The sequence below is a fragment of the Parabacteroides caecihominis genome (genome assembly GCF_023656785.1).
Lineage (GTDB): Bacteria > Bacteroidota > Bacteroidia > Bacteroidales > Tannerellaceae > Parabacteroides > Parabacteroides segnis.
In genome coordinates this window covers 1-23,568 of record NZ_JAMOKS010000061.1, presented here as the reverse complement: position 1 = coordinate 23,568, position 23,568 = coordinate 1, and the positions used below count along the sequence as shown (strand labels likewise).

The window sequence follows — 23,568 nt, the reverse complement described above, 5'->3', positions numbered from 1 at the left end:
GCTCTATAAAACCCATCAATTACATGACTCATTTTCCCATGTAATCCAACATTACCTCCATAATTCAGCAACATGCAATAAATCCAGTCATGCTGGCCAAATCCATTTTTCCGACACCAAGTAGATTCAGGATCACCCCATTGAGGGCGACTTTCTGCAAATAGATCCAAAACAATCATATCACCTGCTTTCATATTTTCTATCATCTGAGGATGTGGATTAGTCTGCCAGGCCTGTGCTATCCAAATTGCTTCCGGATTATTTTTCTTCATTGCCTGCATAATGGCTTTACCTGCAGCATCCAGATCAACCCCGGCAACACTTCCTCCTTCGTGAAAGGGGTCCATACTATAAAAGTCCGCCTTCCCATACAATCTATTCAATTCTTTGTAATACAAAGATGCTATTTCCTGAAAACGAGGATCGGTCGGCAACAAGAATGCCGGTCTCCGATAACCACACCATAATCCGGGGTCAGAAACATTCAGCTTCAATTTTTCTTTTGCATTATGAGGGACCATTCCTGAGTAGCCTGGAAATACAGGTTTAATACCATACTCACGCATCCGCTTAACAATCCGTTGTTGCAGGGCTATCTGTTGTTTATACCAACTATCCGGGTTAGGTCCGCCCCAACCTTCCAGGTTATTCATCAGCCACCAACCCTGAAAGCCCGGTCCGGCAATAAATTCATTGATTTCTTCCTTCTTATAGCCCAGTTTTTTCAGAACATTAAACCATACGCCATCTGTGCCAACCATAGCCAACGGAAGATTGATTCCATGCAAAGCCATCCAATCTATCTCTTCTTCCCAACGCTTCCAATCCCAGAATGCCATGGAATATGAATACGTACAATAATTGAAATCATAACGATATTTCATATTCGTTTCATGGCGTTCCTTATGGCTAACTGCCGGAAGATTCTCCGGCAGTTTAGCCTGCATACCGTTCCACGACAGATGGATGCCTGCATAATATTTCAAATACCAATTCAGTCCGGTAGCAATACTTACTGGATTATTTCCACGAATAACTACCTTATCTCCTTTTTGGTCAAGTTCGAAAAACTCAATATCCGACCCCACCTGTTCTATAATAAACTTGTTTGAAGCTCCCTTATCAATACGTTCCAGCAACGCTTTAACCGGTGATGCAGCTTCAACAGTCAATGATATAAATAACAAGCATATCCAGCTTATTATTTTCATCTCACCTATTTTATACCACATCGTTACAAGGTTTTCTTTAAAAGAAGATTATCAACAAACACAGTCGTTATTCCTTTATTATAAAAAGATATCTTTACTGTGGCTTTATTTATACCAACCTCTTCCTTTGAAACAAAGTCAATAACATTTTTTTCATAAGAAGTTGCGTCTGTATCTTTCTTTGAAGTATCTTGTATCTGACCACTGACAGGAATAATATTCTCCACTTTAGTTTCCAAGTTACCATTACTCCAATATTCCAAAGAATAAGGAGTTGTATGATCAAGATATACATATTGACTCACTTGCTTACCCGGGGCAACAGCCAAGGCCTGTTTGCCATTCCGAACATTTTCAGTAACAATATTCCCATCGCCTTCCCAGGGATATATACTTTTGCCATACTCAAAGTCAGCATTAGGCAATTCATTTCCCTCTTCTAAGTCCCACTGATAAAATCGAATATAGTCTACTTCCATTGACACCGTGCCATCTTTTCCATAAGCCCCCAGATAGATATTCATAAAATGATTGGGAGATTTGATATCATTCGGATCAGACCATTCTTTTTTTAATACACCATCGATATAGAATTTCAAAGAATTAGGAGTCCAAAGCAGACTATGAGTTACCCACTTATTCTTGAAATCCATATCATTAATGAGATATTGTGCAATACATCTCTGCCATACACCTTTTGAGTCCACATTGCCATGAAGCACAATTTCCGTATTTAGATATTCACACATATCGATCTCATAAATCTGTCCAGCCGGGCGTATTCCTTCCACACCATTTACAATATCACCTTCTTGCAGATAATATTTCAAATCCGGTCCCGGAGAATCGAACCAAAATGCAGTATTCACCATTTGAGCGTCTTCGGTCGCATCTCTGCGAATACGTGCTTCTATGTATCCGCCGACTTTATCGCCCAATAAGTTTTTATTCGACCTCCAGTCATACGTCTGGATGGATGAAATTTTCCTGCCTCCCGATTGCCAGTAAGCCTTTGCAGGATTTTGATTGTCGGTATACAATATAAGCGAGTTTCCCGTAAATCTGATAGCAGGTTCAGGAAGAGTTCCGGTTTGAAACTCTTCCCAATTTGTTTTTTCCAGAAAATCAGCAGTAGAATAATATTGGGTAAACCATTTATTCGTATCCAATGCTGGAACGTCAAACTCATCATTCCATACAAGTTTCATACCCGCTATAGGACTTGCAGACACAGTTCCTCCATCCATATCTTGTTGACCCTGTTGATTCGGCTTATTTCCTTCACATCCCCAGCAGAGGAAAATACATCCTCCGATCAGTAACATATTTTTCATAATACAGTTTCTTTATTTATCAATAACCCGGATTTTGTAAAATCAACCCTTTACTTTCATTTATAACAGACTGAGGTATTGGCATCAGAACAAATTCATCTTTAGTTGTAGTAGACCCTTTTTTACGAGCATATTCTATATATTTGCTATGTCGAATAAGATCTGAACGACGCATTCCTTCAAAGAAAAATTCATGTCCACGTTCCAGTAGTAAAGCATCGAGGAATTCTTCAACCGAATTAAAATCGGTTACCATATACGAAGACAATCCGGCTCTTGAACGTATTTTATTCAATAAGTCTATAGCTTCTTGGGTAACACCTGCCTGACGGACAATTGCCTCAGAAAGAAGAGTCAGTACATCTGCATATCGGTATACTATCCAATCAACCTGGCTCTCTTCACCAGTTGCTGCAGGGTCTTCTCCGTATTTTAAAGGAATAACGCCTTTGGAAAGACTATAGTACTGATCTTTATTAGATTCGTTATAAAGAATACCGTCTGTTCCTCTATAAGAACTTATCAGAACGTCCAGGCGCTTGTCATTATTCTCGTAGGTATGAAAAAAAGTCCATGGGACTCTAAAACCATTCCACTTTTGTATTGCTGGGTTTTTGGTCGGATAAGTATCTGGCAATACATGAGCCAACCACAATTGTTGACTTACTCCTCTATCCTCTTGAACAGCAAAGATAATCTCTCTATTTTTCTCATTTTCCAGCGTGAAGATATCTTTATAATTAGTCACTAATTCATATCCGTATTCAGGTTTTTCTAACTCTCTTCCTATAGCTTCTGCTCTAGTCCAATCTTGTTCGTGCATATACAATTTCATTAATATAGTATACGCTAATCCTTTAGTAAATCTTCCATAATTACTATCACCTGCGTCATATCTTGCAGGAAGATATAGTGCCGCATTTTTCAAAGACTCTTCAATAAAGGAAACCATCCATTCTTTTGTTGGACGTGATATTATTATTTCCTGAAGTGGATCCAGTAATTCATTTAATGTAGGAATCGGGACCGGTCCATAAAAGTCATACAGCAAATATCCCAACCATCCTTTCGCCAGATTCAATTCAGCCAATAAAAGATTTCTTTCATCATCACTCATTTCTACATCCGCAATTCTATATTCAGCAAGAATCATTTTGCTAAAATCCTTAATATACGAACTATAAAAACGATTCGTATAACTGTAATCCGGAGTCCAGTAATGATATAAAAGTGGTCCCCAAACAGAATCGTCCCACAGGCATTCTCCTAAATCAGTGGACAAATCACTGACAACTTGTATACCACTAGCACAATTAAAGATTCCATCATAATGACTACAACGGAAAGTACCATATGCAGCAGCAACAACTAAAGCTTCAGCATCAGCCTTATTTTGAGGAAATATACTAGAATTTATTACCTCGTATTTCTTCGGGTCAAGATCAAGACACGATGAAAAAGAAACGCACAAAGCAAGTAATATTATTATTTTCTTCATATTATTATATTATTAAAAAGTAATATCTAATCCAATACTAAAACTACGGACATTAGGATAAGCATATGAATATTGAGTAGTTTCCGGATCGAATCCTCCATAATTCGTAAAAATAAAAGGATTATTCACATCACAATAGACTCTCATACTTCTAATCTTCTTCAAAGGAATAGTATATCCTAAGGTAATGTTTCTCATCCTCAAAAACCAGGTTTTATAATAAAAATAATCTCCTGCACCATAAACATTTTTACTTTGCGCCGGACCTGGTATTATCCCATCTGTATTGTCGTGTGCCCAAGCTCCTTTTACGTTTATCGGATAATTCGAACCATAAACAAAGTTTCCGGGTGTTGTTGAGTTATAAAAATCACCACCTACCAATTTATTAAATTGACCATACATATAAAAATTCAAATCAAATCTTCCATATCTTAATGTGTTGTTAAGTCCGAAGATATAGCCAGGATCAGTAGAACCATACATCACCTTATCCGCATCATCCAACTTTCCATCAGGTTTTCCGGTTTTTAAGGCTCTGCCGTATTCATCTACAACAGGATTACCAGCTTCATCCAGTAAGAAACCATCAATATCTTTTATTTTTACTTGTCCGGGTAAAGCATTAGGCATCCAATCGACAGTTTCTCCCGGCTGGATAATTCCGTCAGATAAATATCCAAAACTTGCCCTGATTGGTTCTATATATTCGTTATAAGAAGCAGGTTTCCAGGTATCAGCTCTTTCCTTCCACTTATCACGATAAAACGAAAAAGTCAAATCCGTACTCCAACTAAACTTCTTTGTCTGTATGTTTTGCGAATTAATAGTCAGTTCAAAACCTTTACTTTGCGTCGAACCGATATTCGCCATGATACTGCTTACCTCGTTGTATGACAAAAGAGAACGTGTATTTAACAAATCTGAGATAACTCGGCTGTAAAACTCAGTCGTAACATTCAGTCTGTTATTCATAAATCCCCAATCAATACCCAAATTCCACTCAGTTGTCGTTTCCCACTTCAGATCAGGGTTACCTAATTGACTCAAATACACACCTTTATGTTCTGTATCACCCCAAATAGTACTATAACCAACCTGATAATAACTCATGGCTCGTTCACCCACATTTGCATTACCTGTCTGTCCGTAACTCGCTCTTATTTTTGTATTTGAAATCACACCTTTCATTTTCTCCCAGAAAGGCTCTTCCGAAATTCTCCAACCAACCGACACTGAAGGAAAATAACCCCATCTATGATCAGGTGCAAAATTAGATGATCCGTCGGCACGCAGTGTAGCTGTTAACAAATAACGATCTTTAAATGAATAATTTAATCGTCCAAAGAAAGATGCCATCTTATCAATAAATGCAGACGATCCAACAGAAGGTTTTTCTGCATTTCCCGCCGCCATATTATTATATAGAAAACCATCAGTAAGAAAATCATTATTCCCTAAGGTTAACCATTCGTTATTAAATGTCTGATAAGAATATCCTCCCAAAATAGTAAAAGCATTTTTCTGAATTTGCTTTGAATAAGTCGCGGTTAATTCAAATAAATAATCAGATCTGTCAGACTGAGAGATAGAAGCCTGTCCATTCATTTTTTCACCATAAAGGGTTGTTTTTGGCAAATATGTTTTTCTTTTCTGATGATTACGGTCAATACCAGCATTCAATTTAAAAGTAAGTCCTTCTAATGGATTTGCACTGATAGAAACATTCCCTAAAAAACGATCCTTAACCGTTTCATCTGTAATATCTAACATAGACACAGGATTCGGAACCGTTGCACTTTCTGGATTTAAAGAGTAATTTCCTTTTTCATCACGAATCGGAATAAGTGGATTATAATTTAGAACAGATACCAACATACTAGCATTTTCAGCACTTCCATCTCCCAATGCAACATCATGAAACACATTACGGCTTGCATTAATACTAAAATCAACCAACAACCAATTGTTTATTTTCTGATCCAGGTTAATTCTTCCCGTATAACGACTCATATCATTTCCTTTAAGAATTCCATCCTGTTTCATATAATTTCCAGAAATAAGATACTTTGTATTTTTATTTCCTCCATTTATAGAAATACTGTGTTGCGTTTGAAAACCGGATCTCGTTACTTCTTTAAACCAATCTGTATCAGTTACAGGATTTTGAATTTGTTCTGCTGTATACTTTGGCGTAAATGTAACAACAGAATCATCAATTTGGTTATCACCGTAAGGATATATTTTATTATTAATCAACCACCATTCATAAACATTACGATTCCTTTCAGTCATATACTCTGAAGCATTTAACAAATCATACCCTTTTGATATTTGTTGAACAGAAACTGAACCTGAGTATTTTACAACCGGAGCATTATTCTCTCCTCTCTTAGTAGTCACAATAATCACACCATGACCGGCACGAGCTCCGTAAATGGCTGTAGAACTCGCATCCTTCAATACTTCTATAGATTCTATGTCATTGGGATTCAATGAAGCCAAAAAATTATCTCTCGTACCACTGGAATAACGATTTCCACTCCCTAAATTTCCAGGATCACTAACAGGAAAACCATCAATAATAATCAACGGATCATTCCCAGCATTAACTGAACCCGCCCCTCTGATCTGCATATTCGATTTTGCTCCAGGTTGCGCCGATGTTCGATTGATTTCCAAACCTGCAGCCTTACCAGACAACATATAAGCAATAGAAGAAGATGTATTCACAGGCTGATCTGCCATACGAATAGAAGCAACAGCCCCTGTCAAATCTCTTTTCTTCATCGTTCCGTACCCTACAACGACCACTTCCTCTAAGACTTGTGTATCTTCTTGTAAAACTACTTGTATATCCAATTTATTTTTCACTTGAATCTCCTGCGAAACATAGCCTATATAAGTAATAAGAAGAATATCTTTTTCTTCTACATCCAAAAAGAATTTACCATCCAAGTCCGTAGTCGTACCTGTAGTTGTCCCCTTTATTGAAACATTAGCTCCAATGATCGGTTCCCCTTTTTTATCTTTAACAATACCTGTAACTCTTTTCTTTACATTATTCTGTTGAGCTTCCTGTTTTTCCGTAGAGAGAATAATCTTTTTATCCACTACCGAATAACGCACATCCGTACCGGCAAACACTGTTTCCAGCACTTTAAATATATCGCTTTTCTTAGCTACGACAGAGACTCTCCGATGCAGATCGACATGTTTGATATTAAAGAAGAAAGAGAAATCTGATTGTTCCTCGATCTCATCCAACACTTCCTTTACCGTTTGGTTCCGCATCTCCAGATTCACTGTAGCCTTCTGTGCATAGCTATCTGTTGCTTGCGCCAAACCTATGGAACATAATAGTAAGAAGACTGATAACTTCATAACTCTCGGTATTTTATTTAAGATAAACCGCAGAAACTCTGCTACCCAAAACTGTTGGGTATTAAAATGTTTTTGCATAACTTTGTACTGATCTAATTAATAAAAGTGATTTACTACTGCTTGTCGCCAAACAAGCGTTTTAAATTAATTCTTTCCATCCGGAGAAATACGCCAATATATCTCCGGATGTTTTTCTTTAGGGTGGTTTGCTTTTCATGATCTTTTCAATTAGATTAATAAATTTCTATTCTCGCTCTCTCATTTGTCGTATTCTGGGTATCCAGATAACGCCATTTTATATTCGATGATATTTTAAATATTTCCAATATACGTTCCAAACGCTGGTTTGTGAAAGTTCCGTTGAAAGCTTCACTGCGAAGACGATCATTGGATAACACAAAGTTTACATTAAAACGTTTCTCCAACATCCGCAATGCTTCCGGTAACGGAGTTGCCAGGAAAACAATCTTTCCGTCTTTCCAGGCAGTTTCTGTTTCACCGCTTGTCCGGAGCAACTTAACCTGAGAAGAGGTTGTATCATACAGCAGTTTTTGTCCGGGCTTCATCTCTACCGTAGCTAGTTGCTGATTCTTCTGATAAGCAAAGCGAACTTTCCCTTCCACCAACGTTGTGGAGATAAACGAATCTCTCTCGAACGCTTCCACATTAAAAGACGTTCCCAAGACTTCAATCTGCGTTTGACAAGGACCGGATACGATAAAATGATGCTCAGGATCTTTCTGAACTTCAAAAAATGCCTCTCCTTTTAGTTGAACATTTCTCTTTCCTCCACTGAAAGAAGAAGGATAGGTCAAAGATGATTCTGAATTAAGATAGACTTTGGAACCGTCAGGAAGGTCGACAGTCGTCGTCATTCCCGGATTTGTTTTTATCTCGACCATCCGGGCAATCTCAGTCCGGGGAGTAAAGTGCTCGATGCCCCAGATAATAAGAAGGGGAACAAAGAGAATAGCTGCCACCCGCTGTACCCAGGTAAACCAGTTTACGAGCGAATGTTCCTTACTCATTTTACGGTTTACGGAAGCCAAAGCCCTCTCTGTATTCACCTGCGATTCCATCCGCACCGTGCCCATTGCCTGATCGATGGCATACATTTGTTTGACAATCCGGTAATTATCTTCCGACTGCCCGATCCATTCCTCTACCATCCGGCATTCTTCTATCGTTGCCTCACCGGAACAATACCGGGGAAGAATCTCTTCGATCTTATCTATATTAAATGTTTCCATCTGCACTTTTATTCCTTTTTATATATTAGACAAGAGAACTACGACAGATTACTAAACGGGAATCCACTTTTTTTTGATATTTTTTTTCTACGACAAAAAACCTACCTTTGCAACCAGGGAGAAAGTAATATGAAAAATACCTCACAAGCGATAGATGATTCATTTCTGTTATCAGCCATGCAACATGGGGATAAAAAGGCCTATGGTACCTTATTCAGAAGATACTATCCGATGTTATGTACGTATGCAAATCGATTTGTCAGTCTGGAAGATGCCGAAGAGATCGTGCAGGATGTCATGTTGTGGTTATGGGAAAATCGGGAAATACAAACCTTCAATACCTCCTTCTGCCAATACCTGTACAAGGCTGTCTACCACAGATGTATCAATCAACTTACCCGCCAGCAGTCACAATTACGGGCAGAAACGCGTTTCTACGAATATATGCTGGAAATGCTACAGGATACCGATTTCTATCAAACGGAAGAGTTGAAAAAGCATATCATCGAGGCAATACATGCCTTACCGCCCAGTTACCGGGAGGCATTTGTAATGCATCGCTTTGAAAATAAAAGTTATAAAGAGATTGCCGAAATCCTGCAGGTTTCCACCCAAACGGTAAATTACCGCATCCAGCAAGCCTTAAAACAGTTACGGGTCAGTTTAAAAGATTATTTACCGATCATCTTCTTATTACTCCCCAAAAACCTGCTTTCTTAAAGGCTTACTGAATTATAAGGTTAGATTTCAGAATCATTCACCGGCTTCCCGTAACTGTTCCGCCAGTTTATCCATATCTTCCGGGCTGGCTGCTTTCTTGAATTGCAATTCTCCTTTCTTATTGATGATGGCGCATTGAGGAAGATATAATGCGCCATTATTGCCGAATGTATTGTAGATATCCATCTTGAAGAAGTCGTTAATGATAACATGTTCTCCCTTCAAATCATAAAATGCAGCCAGTTTCTTCCACAAGTTCGCATCCGTCTGACGGTCTACCGATATATAAAGCAACACGATATCATTCTCCTTTGCATATTGCTGCAAAGGTTTTACGTGAGCAAAAGATTCACGACACGGACTACACCATGTAGCCCAGATATCAATAAAAATAACCTTCCCTAAATACCGATTCGCAATTTCTTCAAAAGTACGCACGCTATCCGTATTCAATAGATGGACGTCTTCCGGTATCTCAATATTGTTAAACGCAATATTCTTTTGTGTAGCTTCATTGAGTGAAGGCATGAGAAGGCTTGAAGGATGCAATTCTTTAAACTGTTCATATAAAGCGGGTATCCCCGTCGAATAACTCTCGTTCGAAGCATCTTCAAGAATAACGTTGGCCATGGCGACTTCCTGTACACGCCCTTTCAGGTTGTTTTTATACCAGTCGAAAAGTTTCTGTTTGCCTTCATTCCGGTCTTTGGGCTGCTGTTTTGTTTTCATGTAAAGTTCTATACCGGCTACATTGGATATCACATCAGCAAATGCGTCGGAAAAGACATTCTCCGGCCGGCTGATATCAGCATATGCCAGCATTTCCGGATAAACGGCCTCCCACTCTTTCTTGGTTTCTTCCGTTCCCTGATAGTCAATACCGAAATATTGGTTCATAAAGGCCAGCAACATCTGCATACGAACGTCTTGCACCGCCCTCTTTTTGAATACATCATCCACCCCTGTAATCTTTTCCTCTATTCCCGATGCATAGTCCGTCAGTTTCTGATAGACAGAAGAGGCAACCGTATCCTTTGCCACCTGGAAAGCATCCCCTCTTCGTGCTCTCAAATTAAAGACTTCTCCCTGTAACCGGGAAAGTTCTTTTACTATTTCATTTTCATTTACCAACTTATTTTCAATACTCAGGCTATTTTCGAGGGATGCGTCGATATCGAGTACATTCTTTCCCGGTTCAGCATAAACCGTTCCCAGATATTTTTGCCCATAGATATAGAAAGATATCTTCTCATTTCCTTTAGACGGAAGAGTGATATGATACGTACTGTCGGCTTGCAGAAACAAGGTATCCTTTTGTGTTGCATTGTATATACCATCCATTGTCGGCCAATAGACGATCGTATTTCCGGAAAGATTCGAAACTTTACCTTCGAGGGTTATCGATTCCGGCGAACAACCCGTTAATCCAAAGATAGCTATACCAGCCAATACACATCCCAGTCTTTGATTTTTCATCTTATTAGTTTTAGATATTTGCTACATAATTGATATACGCAAAAGTAGAGAATTATTTAGCAAATATCTACCGTTAGGTATTAATTTGTTTCAGTCATGATCAGGTTTTAATGTTGCGTCGTTGGTAGGGGCGGTTCGCGAACCGCCCTTACGGTGTCAATGTACGCCTGTAAGGCTTTAACAAAAGGCCTACAGCCTGAAGACACCGTCACTAACTGGCTCATCCTATAATTAGCAGATAGTTCAATTATTTCTAAATTGGCACATTGGCATATTGCCACATTGGCTCATATTTTCTATCTTTCCACCGGTGTAAATCCTTCTGTTGGCTTGTTACGCGATCATTTTTCTTGTGAGGAAGCATCCAGAGCCATTAAAAGAGCGACCACTTCCGAATAATTCTGGCGGCCGGAAGGAATGTTGTTACCTTTCAGGAACCAATTATAGACCGTGTCCTGTATATCGCCGATTGTCGGACTATACAACGTTTGCCAATAAGCCACTTTACGGTTGTAGGCATCTTTCACATCCGGAGAGATCGTTTCTTTCCAACGGTTGAAATCCTCTTCCGGCAACAACTGGTACGCATTGCCCAGCACATAAGGCAGCAAACCGAAATAAGCGGAGAAACGTATTTCCGGCACTTCGGAACGCGAACATGCCAGAAAACCGTACAGGTTTGCCTCCGCCTCATTGGAAATGCCCAGTACATGTGCCATTTCATGAGCATAGGTGAAAGGATACTGGACCGGAAGCAGCTCCGGATTCAGATTGTATTCGGTAAAGAACGGTCCCATATATCCCAGTACGCCGACACCGCTCATCAGAGCCGGGACCAGCATCGGTTTCGGATGCAGGTAAGCCGCCGGCCGGACCAGACCGAAACGTCCCGCTATTTCCCGGTAGCTTTTCTCCACCTCCTTCGCCACGACCGCCTTGTCGATCTTCCCGACAGGAACAAAGGAAGCATTCAATGCCTCCGTGTAATCAGCCAGAAACGAACGGAAGTTATCCTCCGAATAGGCTGCATAAGGCACTTCCGCCCGGGCATAGAAGTTCATCCTGAAATAATTCATCCCCCAGGCCATATAGAACCAGACATATACCCAAAGCAAAAATTCCGCCATCCGTCCGATGGTCCTCAACCACGGACGCCGTTTCACAATCGCATAAACCAGATAGACTATCAACCCGGCAATACTGCCATAAATAAAGCAATCGCCGATCGAGAAAGGGAAAAGAGAAGAAAAACGGGATAACACCGCCGAAAATACCGGATAAACCGTACGGGCATACCACTCTCCCATCACAGGAGAAGACATAGTCGTCCAGATAAACACCAGCAAGACCGCCAGTACAACCCAGCGCAAACGTATATTTTTAATCACATCCTTTACATTCATCATGCAAACAAAGATAGATAATCCCTTTTCACTCTCCAAACGGATGCACGAATATAAATCGTGCCCCTTCGGTATAAGCAGGATCAAGAGTCAGCGTACCTCCGATACGGTTGGCTATCATACGGCAGATTGGTAATCCAAGTCCGGCTCCCTGTTTAAACTCATCCACTTTTTCAAAACGGTTGAAGATACTCTCCTGCTTTTCGGGAGGAACACCGCAGCCAGTATCCGTTACTGAGAAAACGACCTGCTTCTTCTCTTTGTCGACCTGATAATCCAGGTTGACCTCTCCCTGCTCCGTAAATTTGGCTGCGTTCGTCAGCAAGTTCAACAGTAGTTGTTGCAAGCGGAGCGGGTCGGTTTTCATCATATAATCTTTATCCGAGCATGTCAGGGTCAGTTTAACACCCGGCTGTACTTTCTGCCGCATGCTTTCCCGGGCATTCATACAACAAGAATAGATATTACAATCTTTCAGGACCAGGCTGAACGAGTCCGAATCCAGACGCGACAGATCGAGGACATCGTTTACCAGGTTCAGTAATAAATCCGAACTGTTATTAATGATACGGATAAACTCCTTCCGCTCTTCCTCATCCGCATCTTCCAATAAACCGGAAAAGCCGACAATCGCATTCAGAGGCGTCCGTATCTCATGGCTGATGTTAGCCACGAAAGCCGTTTTCATACGGTTGGATTCTTCTGCCTGTTCCTTGGCTATGCGCAGCTTATCTGTTGTTTCGATCAGCACTCCGCGCTCCTTTTGCAAATCATTCTTCAACTTTTGAGTGTGATACGCATAACGGAACAAAAAATAGAATGATATCAGCAATACTCCAAAAAAGATAATGGAAATTGTCAACTGGGTCTGTTTTTGAGATAATTGTTCTTTCTGATGAAGCATATGCTGCTCCTGTATTTTCTTCTCATTCAGATTGTGCAAAGTTCGGAGCTGATTCAACTGCCGGGTAAAAGCAGTGACGTTTATCTGTTCTACCAACTTCAATAATTCTTCATGCAGGGCGAGTGCTTCATCCTTCTTTCCGGCGGCTTTGAGTATTTCGAGTTTCACTTTCAGAACGTCCGGCGAATATTCAGCCGTCAGCGTCCTGTCAATCTGACGGAAAGCCTCCGGGTAATCTTTTACAAACAAATAATACCGGGCCATTGCTAGGTTATAGATAGAGATCAGATAGACTTCATCCCTATTCTTCTCATTCACATAAGAAGATGCCTTTTGCACAGCCCTGAACGCTTCAGCCTGGTTGTGTTCCTCTACATACAAATTAATATAATTGGAATACAAGACACAGAACATCCGGTCAAACGGATAGTTAACCCATTTTCCAGGAGACTCTTTCTCCATATCCCGCAATAAGAATTCAAAATGCTCAAGGAGAGGCCTGACTTTATCCAGCTTATTGAGCCGAAAATAAGAAATCACCAGATAAGACATGATCTGTATTTCATAAGTAGGGTCTTTGCCGGACTCCCTTATCAGAGACAACCCCTTTTCAAAAGCAGTAACAGCATCTTCATCCCTGCCTATAAAAAGATAAATCATTCCTAAATATTCGTTACTTGAAATCGCTCCCCTCAATATTCCTGTTTCATCTGCCAGAATCTGAAGGCGCACCGCCTCGTTCATCGCCAATTCATAATCCCCATTGATCAGATAAGAACGGCAATAATAATTAAGAAAATCAAACTTAGCTTCCGGAATATCATTATGGACCTTCGTTACCGAATCGAGTATCCCTCCCCAATAAAACAGGCTGTCCGGATTATTCCTATTACAATAATAACGTCCCCAAAAAGAAAGCCCCTCATAATAATACGACATGGAATCGACCTCATCAGCCAACCGGATCATCTGTCCCAAATAATCAAGTTCCACAGGTGTATCCCTATGTAATTGGACCAACTCGTACAACACTTTCAACCTCACATTGGCAGCTGTTATTTCTTGAAAAACAGATTGTAAACTATCCTGAGTCAATTTCCTTTGATTTTCATCAATATCCACCCCGGAACAATAAGCCTCCATCCCCCATAACAACAGACAAAAAAACCCAAATAGCCCTCTAATATATATGCATTTATCTTTCATTCAAAACCCTCCATCTATTGATTTCCAAAGATAGACGTTTTTGCGAAATACAGTCATTTTTAGATAGAATATTACTAAAAATATTATTCGGCAAGCACACCCGCTTCATACCCTGCCGGATCATTTCTGATCCCGGATTATGAACCTATCTCCAGATATCAGCCTAAAAAAGGCGACTCCTGTCAAGAGTCACCTTCGTAAAATTTATTTATAGGAACACATCCACATTCAGGATATATTCTTATTCAACAATTTCTTTGCCTCCGCCTCCGACAGGTTGCGGCGACCGGCATATTCTTTCATTTGTTCTTCATCGATCGAGCCGATCATGAAATACTGCGAATCAGGGTGGGCGATGTAGATACCGCTGACTGTTGCGGTGGGATACATGGCACCGTTTTCCGTCAGTTTCACATGGATCTGCGACATATCGAGCAGGTTGTCCAACGTATAATTCAACAACTGATCGGGCAATGAAGGATAACCGATTGCCGGACGGATACCCTGATATTTCACTTTGTACAGGTCAGGGATCGACAAAGCTTCGTCCGGAGCATACCCCCAGTATTCTTTGCGGACTTTTTCATGGAGATATTCCGCCAGGGCTTCCGCCAGACGGTCCGTCAATGTCTGAAGCAACATGGAATTGTAGGTGTCCCCTTCTTCTTCCAGCTTATTCTTCAAGTCTTCGGCACCGACACCGGCCGTTACGACAAACGCACCCGCATAATCGGTACGACCTTCCGACACCGGCATGATATAATCGGCCAGCGATTTATAAACGCCCTCCTCCTTTTTCGACTGCTGACGCAATACCGGGATCGCGCTCTCTCCTATCCGGATCGTATCGCCATCGCTGTTAGCCGGGAAGAAACCGTAGATGGCCTTACAATATTCAGCCTTCATCTCTACCAGCCGGTCCAGCAGTTTGACTGCGTCTTTATACAGTTGCATGGCTTCAGCCGCCTTGGCACGGTCCTCTTCCGGAAAATCGGCCAGCCAGGAAGCACGACAAGCATCGCAACCATGTATCTGAGTGATACCGGCAAAGCGGCCGTTCAATTTCCAGGCGGTAAAGAAGAATGTCCAATGTATATAAGGAATGATTTCCTCCAACGGGATATAAGGCAATACATGGATACCCATCTGATTCGGAACTACCGGCGTATATCCCTTCCAGTCTATCTGTTGAGGATTGGCACGGGCTTCGCTCAGTGAAACCAGCACTTCCTTTTTCTTTTCCATGGAAGCACGCAAGGCTTCATATTCATTATTCAGATTTTCGATATACGCATCACGGGTATCCGGATTCAGCAGCTTGGCTGCGATCAACGGGTTCTGCGATGCATCGAGCACATGGATCACCGGATAGTCGTAATGAGGAGCGATCTTGATAGCCGTATGCAATTTGGAGGTTGTCGCACCGCCCACCATAATAGGTATGGTCAGACCTGCTTTCTGCATTTCATCCGTCACATGCACCATCTCTTCCAGCGAAGGGGTGATCAGGCCGGACAGGCAAACCAGGTCGGGCTGCTCCTTCATGGCAGTCTGCACGATCACTTCGGCAGGAACCATCACACCCAGGTCGATCACTTCATAGTTGTTGCAGGCCAGGACGATCGAAACGATATTCTTTCCGATATCATGCACATCGCCTTTTACGGTAGCAAAAACCACCTTTCCGGCTTTTGCCGAACCGGCTGCCGATTTCTGCGCCTCGATGGCCGGTTGCAGGATAGCCACTGCCTTTTTCATCGTACGGGCGGTCTTCACCACTTGCGGCAGAAACATCTTTCCGGCCCCGAACAATTCGCCGACCTTATTCATCCCGCCCATCAACGGACCGTCGATAATATCCACGGCACGCGGATATTCCTTCAACGCCTCCTGCAAGTCTTCTTCCAGATGGTCACCGATACCTTTTATCAGGGCATATTCAAGACGTTCCTTCAATGGCTGTTCACGCCAGGCTTCATGCTTTTCTTCCGTTCCGCCCTGTTTCTCAACGACCAGATTCTGGGCATAGGAGATCAGTTCCTCTGCCGCTTCGGGACGGCGGTACAAGATCACATCTTCCAGCAAATTGCGGAATTCAGGTTCTATATCTTCATACAGTACGGCAGACGACGGGTTGACAATACCCATATCCAGTCCCTTGCTGATAGCATGGTAAAGGAATACGGAGTGCATCGCCTCACGTACATAATTATTTCCACGGAAGGAGAACGACAGGTTACTGATACCCCCACTCACTTTCGCACCCGGCAAGTTCTGTTTGATCCATTCGACGGCACGGATAAAATCGAGTCCGTATCCGTTATGTTCTTCCATCCCGGTTGCGATTGCCAGCACATTCGGGTCGAAAATAATTCCGTTCGGATCGAAATCTATTTTCTCCCGGAGGAGACGGTAAGCGCGTCCGCAGACTTCGGCTTTCCGTTCGAAAGTATCCGCCTGCCCTTTTTCATCGAAAGCCATCACCACGGCGGCAGCTCCCAACTGTTTGATGCGGGCGGCATGAGCCAGGAAGACTTCCTCCCCTTCTTTCAGCGAGATCGAGTTGACAATACTCTTTCCCTGCACACACATCAGTCCCTCTTCGATCACTTCCCATTTGGAAGAGTCGATCATGACGGGGACACGGGCGATATCGGGCTCGGAAGCGACCAGGTTCAGGAAAGTAGTCATCTCCTTCACCGCATCGAGCATACCATCATCCATATTGATATCGATCACCTGGGCACCATCTTCCACTTGTTTGCGGGCAATGGTCAGCGCCTCTTCATAGTTTCCCTCTTTGATCAGGCGCAGGAATTTACGAGAGCCGGCCACGTTACAACGTTCGCCGATATTGATGAAGTTATTTTCTTTCTTTACTTCCAGCAGTTCGAGGCCCGACAGCCACAGGCAATCCGGTTTCGGAGCCGGCACATGCGGCTTCGCTCCTTTTACCAATGCCGGATACTGGGCGATATGGGCCGGAGTCGTACCGCAACAGCCACCGATAATATTTACCAGTCCTTCTTCGATAAACGGTTTGACATGGACAGCCATCTTTTCGGGTGTCTCATCGTATGTACCGAAACTGTTAGGCAACCCGGCATTCGGATAGGCACTGATAAAGTAAGGGGCATGTTTGGCCAGTTCCGCCAGATAAGGTTTCATATCGGCCGCACCGAACGAGCAGTTCAGGCCGATGCTGACCAGGTTGATATGCTGAACCGATGCCAGGAAAGCACCCAGCGTCTGCCCGGACAACGTGCGTCCGCCCTGAGCCGACAACGTCAGGGACAACATGATGGGCAGGTTTTTGCCTTTTTCCTTCAATGCTGTTTCGGCTGCCTCGAGTCCGGCTTTCACGTTCAGCGTATCGAAGGTAGTCTCGAAAAGGATAAGATCGACACCACCGTCAATCAAGGCCTCCACCTGTTCCTTATATGCTTTATATACATCTTTATAGGTAACGGCACGATAAGCAGGGTTGCTTACATCGGGGCTCATGGAGGCGGTCTTGTTAGTCGGACCGATCGAGCCGGCAACAAAAACAGTCCTGTCGGGATGTTCCGCCATGAACTCGTCGGCCACTTCGCGTCCCAACTTACCGGCGGCCAGGTTTATTTCGCGCACATATTCCTGCATAGCGTAATCTTCCATCGAGATCGCGTTGGCATTGAATGTGTTGGTGGCAAAAATATCGGCCCCGGCATCCAGGTATTGCCGGTGAATGGATTTGATCACGTCCGGACGGGTGATACACAACAGGTCGTTGTTTCCTTTCAGCTGTCCGGGGAAATCGGCAAAACGGTCGCCGCGATAATCCTGTTCATTGAGTTTGAATCCCTGGATCATGGTACCCATACCACCATCCAGTATCAGGATACGCTCCTGGAGAGATCGTATAAATAATTCTTTAGTCATAGATATGTTGTTTCTTTATGAAAAGAGAAACGGCAAGAATATCTCTTACCGTTTGAATGCCCTGTCCATCTCCCGCTTATCGTCACGGGCTTTGATGGAATCGCGCTTATCGTATTCCTTCTTACCTTTGGCAATGGCAACAACCACCTTCGCCAGCCCTTTTTCATTGATGAACATACGGGTCGGGATAATGGTAAAACCGCTGTTGCGGACGGCACTGTCTATCTTGCGCAGCTCCTTTTTGGTAAGCAGTAGTTTGCGGTCGCGACGTGCGACGTGATTATTATAGGTACCATAGAAATACTCGGCGATATACATGTTCTTTACCCACAACTCGCCTTTCTCCACGATACAGAACGTATCCACCAGGCTGGCTTTTCCCAGGCGGATGGATTTAATCTCCGTCCCCGTCAGCACAATCCCGGCAGTAAAAGTATCGAGCAATTCGTAATCGAAGGTTGCCCGCTTATTCTTTATCTGTATATTATTACTAATCTTTTCTTTCATCTTTTTCTAACTGTCAATAACGTAACCCCGGCATCAGCATGAATAAAACAAACTCGATCACCGCCGGCGTCAACAAAATGATAACGGTTGTTATACCGGCAAACTTCAGGCGCTCTTTCTCTTCCACCTGCATGTAAGGACCGGCCCCTTCCCATACAATATAAAATGTATAAAGTATAAAGATGCGCAGGAAGAAAAACTCCGGCAACAGCATCAGTACGACGTTCAACGCAAACATCAGGGAGGATGAATAACCGACAAAACGCTGGCAAAGTTTCATATCTTTCTCTCTTTTGAACAATCCCTGCCAGGCTTCATTCAGCAAATATGCCCCGAGATAGAAACCTCCGAACGAAGCAACCAGCGTTTTGATCGACGACTTCAACGCCAGTTCGACATCAAATTCCTTCCGTGTAAACAATACGCCCAGAAAAGCTGCCACAGTTACCAGCCCGATTAACGGATATATAAAGCGCGACAAGAACTCGTCGCCCTTCTCTTCTTTCCTCGACAGCATATCCCAGGCCTTCCCCGGTTGGGATATGATGGCTATAACCCATTTAATTATCTCCTTGTACATCTCTCTGTTTTTCTATTTGAATATATTCTCCCTATCCCCTCTACTTATCTGTTTTTCCTTATTCAGTCCTGCTGTTAATTTTATATTCTATCGGTTCCGTCCTGTCCCAGATACAAGCTGTCGTATCCTTATTAAAAGCAGAAGCATAATTGATCGCTATAGAAAATGTGTTACTGCCTTTTTCTTCCTCCAAAGCACTCACCATATTATAGAACTCTTCCACACTAAAGGCATTCACCAGGTTCAGTTGCTGGCCTTTAGGCAGCTCCTCCCCTTCCCCGACTTCAATTCTTGCTATCGCTCTCAGATATAAATTGTAAATACGTTTGCCGTCTTCCTGGGTATACAGATTTTCAGGATTATAGCTTATCATGAAACTATCCTTCTGATTCTCCACAACCGTATGGGTACTCCATAAAAACAGTCGGCCTCTGATATAAAAGTCCCTTCCAGTGATAGCCTTCGTCAGCATCTCGTCTTTCAATACGACCGTTGTATCCGTCCAGTTTTTATCCACAGGCCACAAATCCACAGGAATAGGATTTTCTATCAGCTCGATAGACAAACTATCCGAATTCTGTAACTCAGGAGCAGCAGAATCAAATGAATATTGTATCAGAAAACAATCGCCATTATTCCCGCTTACGCCTAAATTGGTACCATAAAGGAAACGCCCGCCCTCAACAAAGAAGCCCTGGGTCGGACGGGTCTGATACACAGCTTCCTGCTCCCCTACGGTGATCCGTGTATTCGTATCCCCCAGACAAGAGGACATCATCAACAAGCAAACTATGAATATGCTATATAACTCTTTATTTTTCATCACATTCTATCTTTACGAACATTCAAGTTTAACCACACCCCACATGACGGGATCGTACAAAGGTAGTAAAAAAGGAAACACAACAAACAAGAAAACCGGGAACCTTTGCAAAAACAAAGAAACCCGGCTTTCTCTATATAATTAATTAACAATTAAATTGTATCGGAATAGTAGGCTTTCGGAAGCTGGCGGCAGTTGTACTGGGAAGCCATCACCTCGCCGTAAGCACCGGCCGAACGCAAGGCGATCAGGTCTCCGCGATGTGCTTTATTCAATTCTACATCTTTACCGAACACGTCGGATGATTCGCAGATAGGGCCAACTACATCATACAATTCAACATCTTCATCACTGGAGATATTCTCGATCCGGTGATAAGCGTCGTACATGGCCGGACGGATCAGTTCGGTGAAACCGGCATCCAGGATAGCGAATTTCTTTGTCTCGCCTTCCTTTACATACAGCACCTTTGAGATCAGCGTACCGCACTGGGCTACTACCGAGCGGCCCGGCTCGAAATGTACCTGCTGGCCGGGACGTATTTTCAGCAATTTGTTGAATACGGCAAAGTAATTATCGAAAGCCGGGATCGGCAAATGATTCGGGTGATAATAATCGATACCGAGGCCACCTCCGAAATTCACATTTTCGATCCGGATACCACGTGCTTCCAGGTCTTCCTGTATTTCGTTTACACGAATCACCAGGTTACGGAAAGCTGACATGTCCGTGATCTGCGAACCGATATGGAAATGAATACCGATCAGTTTCACATTTTTCAGATTCGCCAGGTTATCCAGCACCTGTCCTAACTGGCTCAGGTTGATACCGAACTTATTCTCCTTCATACCGGTCGTGATCTTGGCATGTGTATGGGCATCCACTTCCGGGTTGATACGGAGAGCGACCGAGGCTACTTTATTCTTAGCGGCAGCCAGTTCGTCAATTATCTCCAACTCTACCGCCGATTCCACATTGAAACAAAAAATATCGTTATCCAGTCCCAGATTGATCTCCCAGTCGGCTTTGCCCACACCGGCAAAAACGATCTTATCAGCCGGAAAACCTGCATCCAATGCCGCTTTAACCTCACCGCCGCTTACACAATCGGCACCCAGTCCATTTTCAGCTATGATAGAAAGGATTCGCGGATTGGCATTTGCCTTTACGGCATAATGTGCATGATAGCCGTATTTGCCGGCTTCGTTCTTCACCATATCCAGTGTATCCTGTAATAACTTTACATCATAATAATAGAAAGGCGTAGGAAGTGCCTTCAATTTATCTATCGGGAATGTTCCTTTGAGCATATTACTTTATTATATATAAATTAAAAAAAAGGACAGTCCGGAAAAGGCTGCCCTCATATATTTAGTTGTTAAATAAATGATCGCTTAACGCCTGCAGCGCTTTCACTTTATCAGTGGCTTTCACCAGAAGTGAGACGTTGTAGTTGCTACCGCCATATGATATCATACGTACCGGAACATCTTTCATCGCCTGAACGATGCGGGCTTCAAAACCGACGTTATCCCATTCCAGGTCACCAACTACGCAAACAATTACCATATCTTCATCTACGGTAACGGTTCCGTATTTCTTCAGATCGTCTACAATTTCTTCCAGATGTTTGCGGTTGTCGATCGTTACCGATACGCCTACCTCAGAAGTAGTAACCATATCGATCGGAGTCTGGTAGTTTTCGAAGATTTCGAATACCTTACGCAGGAAACCGGTAGCCAGCAACATACGGCCACTCTTTATCTTAATGGAAGTGATATTGTCTTTCGCAGCAACGGCTTTGATCTTTCCTTTTTCTGTGTTGTTGGAGATCAATGTACCCGGAGCATCCGGCTGCATGGTGTTCAGCAGGCGAACCGGTATATTGTTCAACTTGGCCGGCAGGATGCAAGTCGGGTGCAGGATCTTGGCACCAAAGTAAGCCAGTTCAGCTGCTTCCTCAAAATGCAGGTTACGGACAGGAGATGTTTTATCTACGATACGCGGATCGTTATTGTGCATTCCGTCGATATCTGTCCAGATTTGAATTTCATCAGCATTGAGGGCTGCACCGATCAAAGAAGCGCTATAGTCGCTACCGCCACGCTGCAAGTTATCAATTTCACCGTAAGCATTACGGCAAATGTAACCCTGAGTGATATACAACTCAGCATCCTTATGTTCATTCAGCAGTTTAACCAGACGCTCTTTGATATATACAGGGTCCGGTTCTGCATTCTTGTCCGTCCGCATATATTCCAATGCCGGAAGTAGGACAGATTTCACACCTGTTTCATTCAGATACAGGTTCATCATGCCGGTAGAGATCAACTCGCCTTGTGCCAGCACGACCTTTTCTTCGAACAAGGTGAACAGGTCTTTAGTAAAAGTGCGGATATAATCAAAATGAGATTTTACAAGTTCTTTGGCTTTCTGCTTATATTCGTCGGTACTGTACAGTTCTTCGATATGTCCGTAATATTTCTGTGCAAGCTTATTGATGATTTCATTTGCACCATCCGGATTTTTCTTGTACAGGTAGTCGGATATTTCAACCAACGAGTTGGTTGTACCTGACATGGCAGACAATACGACAATGTTACGGTCGCCCGAGCAAATCAATTTTGCTACATCTTTCATTCTCTGTGCAGATCCCACAGAAGTACCGCCAAACTTTAAAATTTTCATTTTCTTTTCCTATAATTAAATTGTTTGTTCCTTGCTTCTTTTGCGTGTGCAAAGTTACATAAAAAATTATTCACCGACATCACCCAGGCGTGCATTCTCACATTTAACTATACGGGCCGGATAATTATGCACCAGCGTGTAGTTATGTGTAGTCATTATCACCGCCGTACCCTTCTCACAGATGTCGTGCAGAAGCTGTACGATCTGGCCGCTTGTTTCAGGGTCCAGATTACCGGTCGGCTCATCGGCTAATATCAGTTTAGGATCATTCAGGAGTGCTCTTGCTATGACGATACGTTGCTGCTCGCCGCCCGATAGTTCGTGCGGCATCTTGTACCCTTTGTTATGCATACCCACCTGGTGAAGCACATCGTCGATGCGCTCCTTTATCTCGCTCTTCTTCTTCCAGCCTGTCGCCCGCAATACGAACTCCAGGTTTTTGATTACCGAACGATCGGTTAGCAGCTGAAAATCCTGAAACACAATCCCGAGCTTACGGCGAAGATACGGGATATCTTTCCGTTTCATCTTACAGAGATTGTAATCCAACAGCCAGGCATCGCCTTGGCTGATGGGGATTTCGCAATACAAGGATTTCAACAGACTGCTCTTTCCGGAGCCTACTTTTCCAATGACGTATACAAACTCCCCGTTACTCCAAGT

At 42.8% G+C, this 23,568-nt stretch carries 16 protein-coding genes; 1 reads left to right on the top strand and 15 read right to left on the bottom strand.

Annotated elements, in window-relative coordinates:
- The 5 genes from NBH14_RS27500 to NBH14_RS27480 all read right to left on the bottom strand — a co-directional run.
- Window positions 1–1,211 (bottom strand): alpha-N-acetylglucosaminidase (locus tag NBH14_RS27500; protein ID WP_250817949.1); only part of this gene is annotated, 1,211 nt, incomplete at its 3' end.
- 23 nt (window positions 1,212–1,234) lie between these two features.
- Complete coding sequence (locus NBH14_RS27495) at window positions 1,235–2,545, bottom strand: glycoside hydrolase family 16 protein (protein ID WP_186958904.1); 1,311 nt, start codon at window positions 2,543–2,545, stop codon at window positions 1,235–1,237.
- Window positions 2,546–2,564: 19 nt separating this feature from the next.
- Window positions 2,565–4,043: a RagB/SusD family nutrient uptake outer membrane protein gene (locus NBH14_RS27490; RefSeq protein WP_186958905.1), complete on the bottom strand. Its 1,479-nt coding sequence runs from the start codon at window positions 4,041–4,043 to the stop codon at window positions 2,565–2,567.
- Between the two features lie 12 nt (window positions 4,044–4,055).
- The gene (locus tag NBH14_RS27485) at window positions 4,056–7,427 is read right to left on the bottom strand and encodes a TonB-dependent receptor (protein WP_250817945.1); all 3,372 of its coding nucleotides are present in this window, start codon (window positions 7,425–7,427) and stop codon (window positions 4,056–4,058) included.
- Between the two features lie 233 nt (window positions 7,428–7,660).
- Window positions 7,661–8,677, bottom strand: a complete 1,017-nt coding sequence (locus tag NBH14_RS27480; RefSeq protein WP_186958907.1) for a FecR family protein — start codon at window positions 8,675–8,677, stop codon at window positions 7,661–7,663.
- A gap of 129 nt (window positions 8,678–8,806) precedes the next feature.
- Between NBH14_RS27480 and NBH14_RS27475 the strand changes: the two genes are divergently transcribed.
- Window positions 8,807–9,397 carry an RNA polymerase sigma-70 factor gene (locus NBH14_RS27475; protein ID WP_129698893.1) on the top strand — a complete coding sequence of 197 codons (591 nt, stop codon included), beginning with the start codon at window positions 8,807–8,809 and terminating at the stop codon, window positions 9,395–9,397.
- A gap of 33 nt (window positions 9,398–9,430) precedes the next feature.
- Here the strand turns inward: NBH14_RS27475 and NBH14_RS27470 are convergent, their stop codons facing one another.
- The 10 genes from NBH14_RS27470 to NBH14_RS27425 form a co-directional block, all read right to left on the bottom strand.
- Window positions 9,431–10,873 carry a TlpA family protein disulfide reductase gene (locus tag NBH14_RS27470; RefSeq protein WP_186958908.1) on the bottom strand — a complete coding sequence of 481 codons (1,443 nt, stop codon included), beginning with the start codon at window positions 10,871–10,873 and terminating at the stop codon, window positions 9,431–9,433.
- Window positions 10,874–11,214: 341 nt separating this feature from the next.
- A complete protein-coding gene (locus tag NBH14_RS27465; RefSeq protein WP_436277957.1) occupies window positions 11,215–12,279 on the bottom strand; it encodes a DUF3810 domain-containing protein in 1,065 nt (354 codons plus the stop codon).
- Between the two features lie 25 nt (window positions 12,280–12,304).
- A complete protein-coding gene (locus tag NBH14_RS27460; RefSeq protein ID WP_250817942.1) occupies window positions 12,305–14,224 on the bottom strand; it encodes a tetratricopeptide repeat-containing sensor histidine kinase in 1,920 nt (639 codons plus the stop codon).
- Window positions 14,225–14,614: 390 nt separating this feature from the next.
- Window positions 14,615–18,307 carry a methionine synthase gene (gene metH / locus NBH14_RS27455; RefSeq protein WP_186958910.1) on the bottom strand — a complete coding sequence of 1,231 codons (3,693 nt, stop codon included), beginning with the start codon at window positions 18,305–18,307 and terminating at the stop codon, window positions 14,615–14,617.
- A 45-nt stretch (window positions 18,308–18,352) separates the two neighbouring features.
- On the bottom strand, window positions 18,353–18,814 hold the full coding sequence (gene smpB / locus NBH14_RS27450) for an SsrA-binding protein SmpB (protein ID WP_186958911.1): 462 nt from the start codon (window positions 18,812–18,814) through the stop codon (window positions 18,353–18,355).
- Between the two features lie 13 nt (window positions 18,815–18,827).
- Window positions 18,828–19,394, bottom strand: a complete 567-nt coding sequence (locus NBH14_RS27445) for a YIP1 family protein (RefSeq protein ID WP_007657454.1) — start codon at window positions 19,392–19,394, stop codon at window positions 18,828–18,830.
- Window positions 19,395–19,452: 58 nt separating this feature from the next.
- Window positions 19,453–20,217, bottom strand: a complete 765-nt coding sequence (locus tag NBH14_RS27440; protein ID WP_128134330.1) for a hypothetical protein — start codon at window positions 20,215–20,217, stop codon at window positions 19,453–19,455.
- Between the two features lie 152 nt (window positions 20,218–20,369).
- Window positions 20,370–21,527 (bottom strand): diaminopimelate decarboxylase, encoded by a 1,158-nt coding sequence (lysA, locus tag NBH14_RS27435; protein ID WP_128134329.1) that lies wholly within the window; start codon window positions 21,525–21,527, stop codon window positions 20,370–20,372.
- Between the two features lie 61 nt (window positions 21,528–21,588).
- Window positions 21,589–22,905, bottom strand: a complete 1,317-nt coding sequence (locus tag NBH14_RS27430) for an aspartate kinase (RefSeq protein WP_128134328.1) — start codon at window positions 22,903–22,905, stop codon at window positions 21,589–21,591.
- Between the two features lie 66 nt (window positions 22,906–22,971).
- Window positions 22,972–23,568 (bottom strand): cell division ATP-binding protein FtsE (locus tag NBH14_RS27425; protein ID WP_250817938.1); only part of this gene is annotated, 597 nt, incomplete at its 5' end.

Coding starts and splice junctions, on each gene's coding strand:
- NBH14_RS27480 (WP_186958907.1), bottom strand. CDS start 8,677: ATGGAAACATTTAATATAGATAAGATCGAAGAGATTCTTCCCCGGTAT.
- NBH14_RS27475 (WP_129698893.1), top strand. CDS start 8,807: ATGAAAAATACCTCACAAGCGATAGATGATTCATTTCTGTTATCAGCC.
- smpB (WP_186958911.1), bottom strand. CDS start 18,814: ATGAAAGAAAAGATTAGTAATAATATACAGATAAAGAATAAGCGGGCA.
- NBH14_RS27490 (WP_186958905.1), bottom strand. CDS start 4,043: ATGAAGAAAATAATAATATTACTTGCTTTGTGCGTTTCTTTTTCATCG.
- lysA (WP_128134329.1), bottom strand. CDS start 21,527: ATGCTCAAAGGAACATTCCCGATAGATAAATTGAAGGCACTTCCTACG.
- NBH14_RS27440 (WP_128134330.1), bottom strand. CDS start 20,217: ATGAAAAATAAAGAGTTATATAGCATATTCATAGTTTGCTTGTTGATG.
- NBH14_RS27445 (WP_007657454.1), bottom strand. CDS start 19,394: ATGTACAAGGAGATAATTAAATGGGTTATAGCCATCATATCCCAACCG.
- NBH14_RS27465 (WP_436277957.1), bottom strand. CDS start 12,279: ATGATGAATGTAAAGGATGTGATTAAAAATATACGTTTGCGCTGGGTT.
- NBH14_RS27495 (WP_186958904.1), bottom strand. CDS start 2,545: ATGAAAAATATGTTACTGATCGGAGGATGTATTTTCCTCTGCTGGGGA.
- metH (WP_186958910.1), bottom strand. CDS start 18,307: ATGACTAAAGAATTATTTATACGATCTCTCCAGGAGCGTATCCTGATA.
- NBH14_RS27470 (WP_186958908.1), bottom strand. CDS start 10,873: ATGAAAAATCAAAGACTGGGATGTGTATTGGCTGGTATAGCTATCTTT.
- NBH14_RS27485 (WP_250817945.1), bottom strand. CDS start 7,427: ATGAAGTTATCAGTCTTCTTACTATTATGTTCCATAGGTTTGGCGCAA.
- NBH14_RS27430 (WP_128134328.1), bottom strand. CDS start 22,905: ATGAAAATTTTAAAGTTTGGCGGTACTTCTGTGGGATCTGCACAGAGA.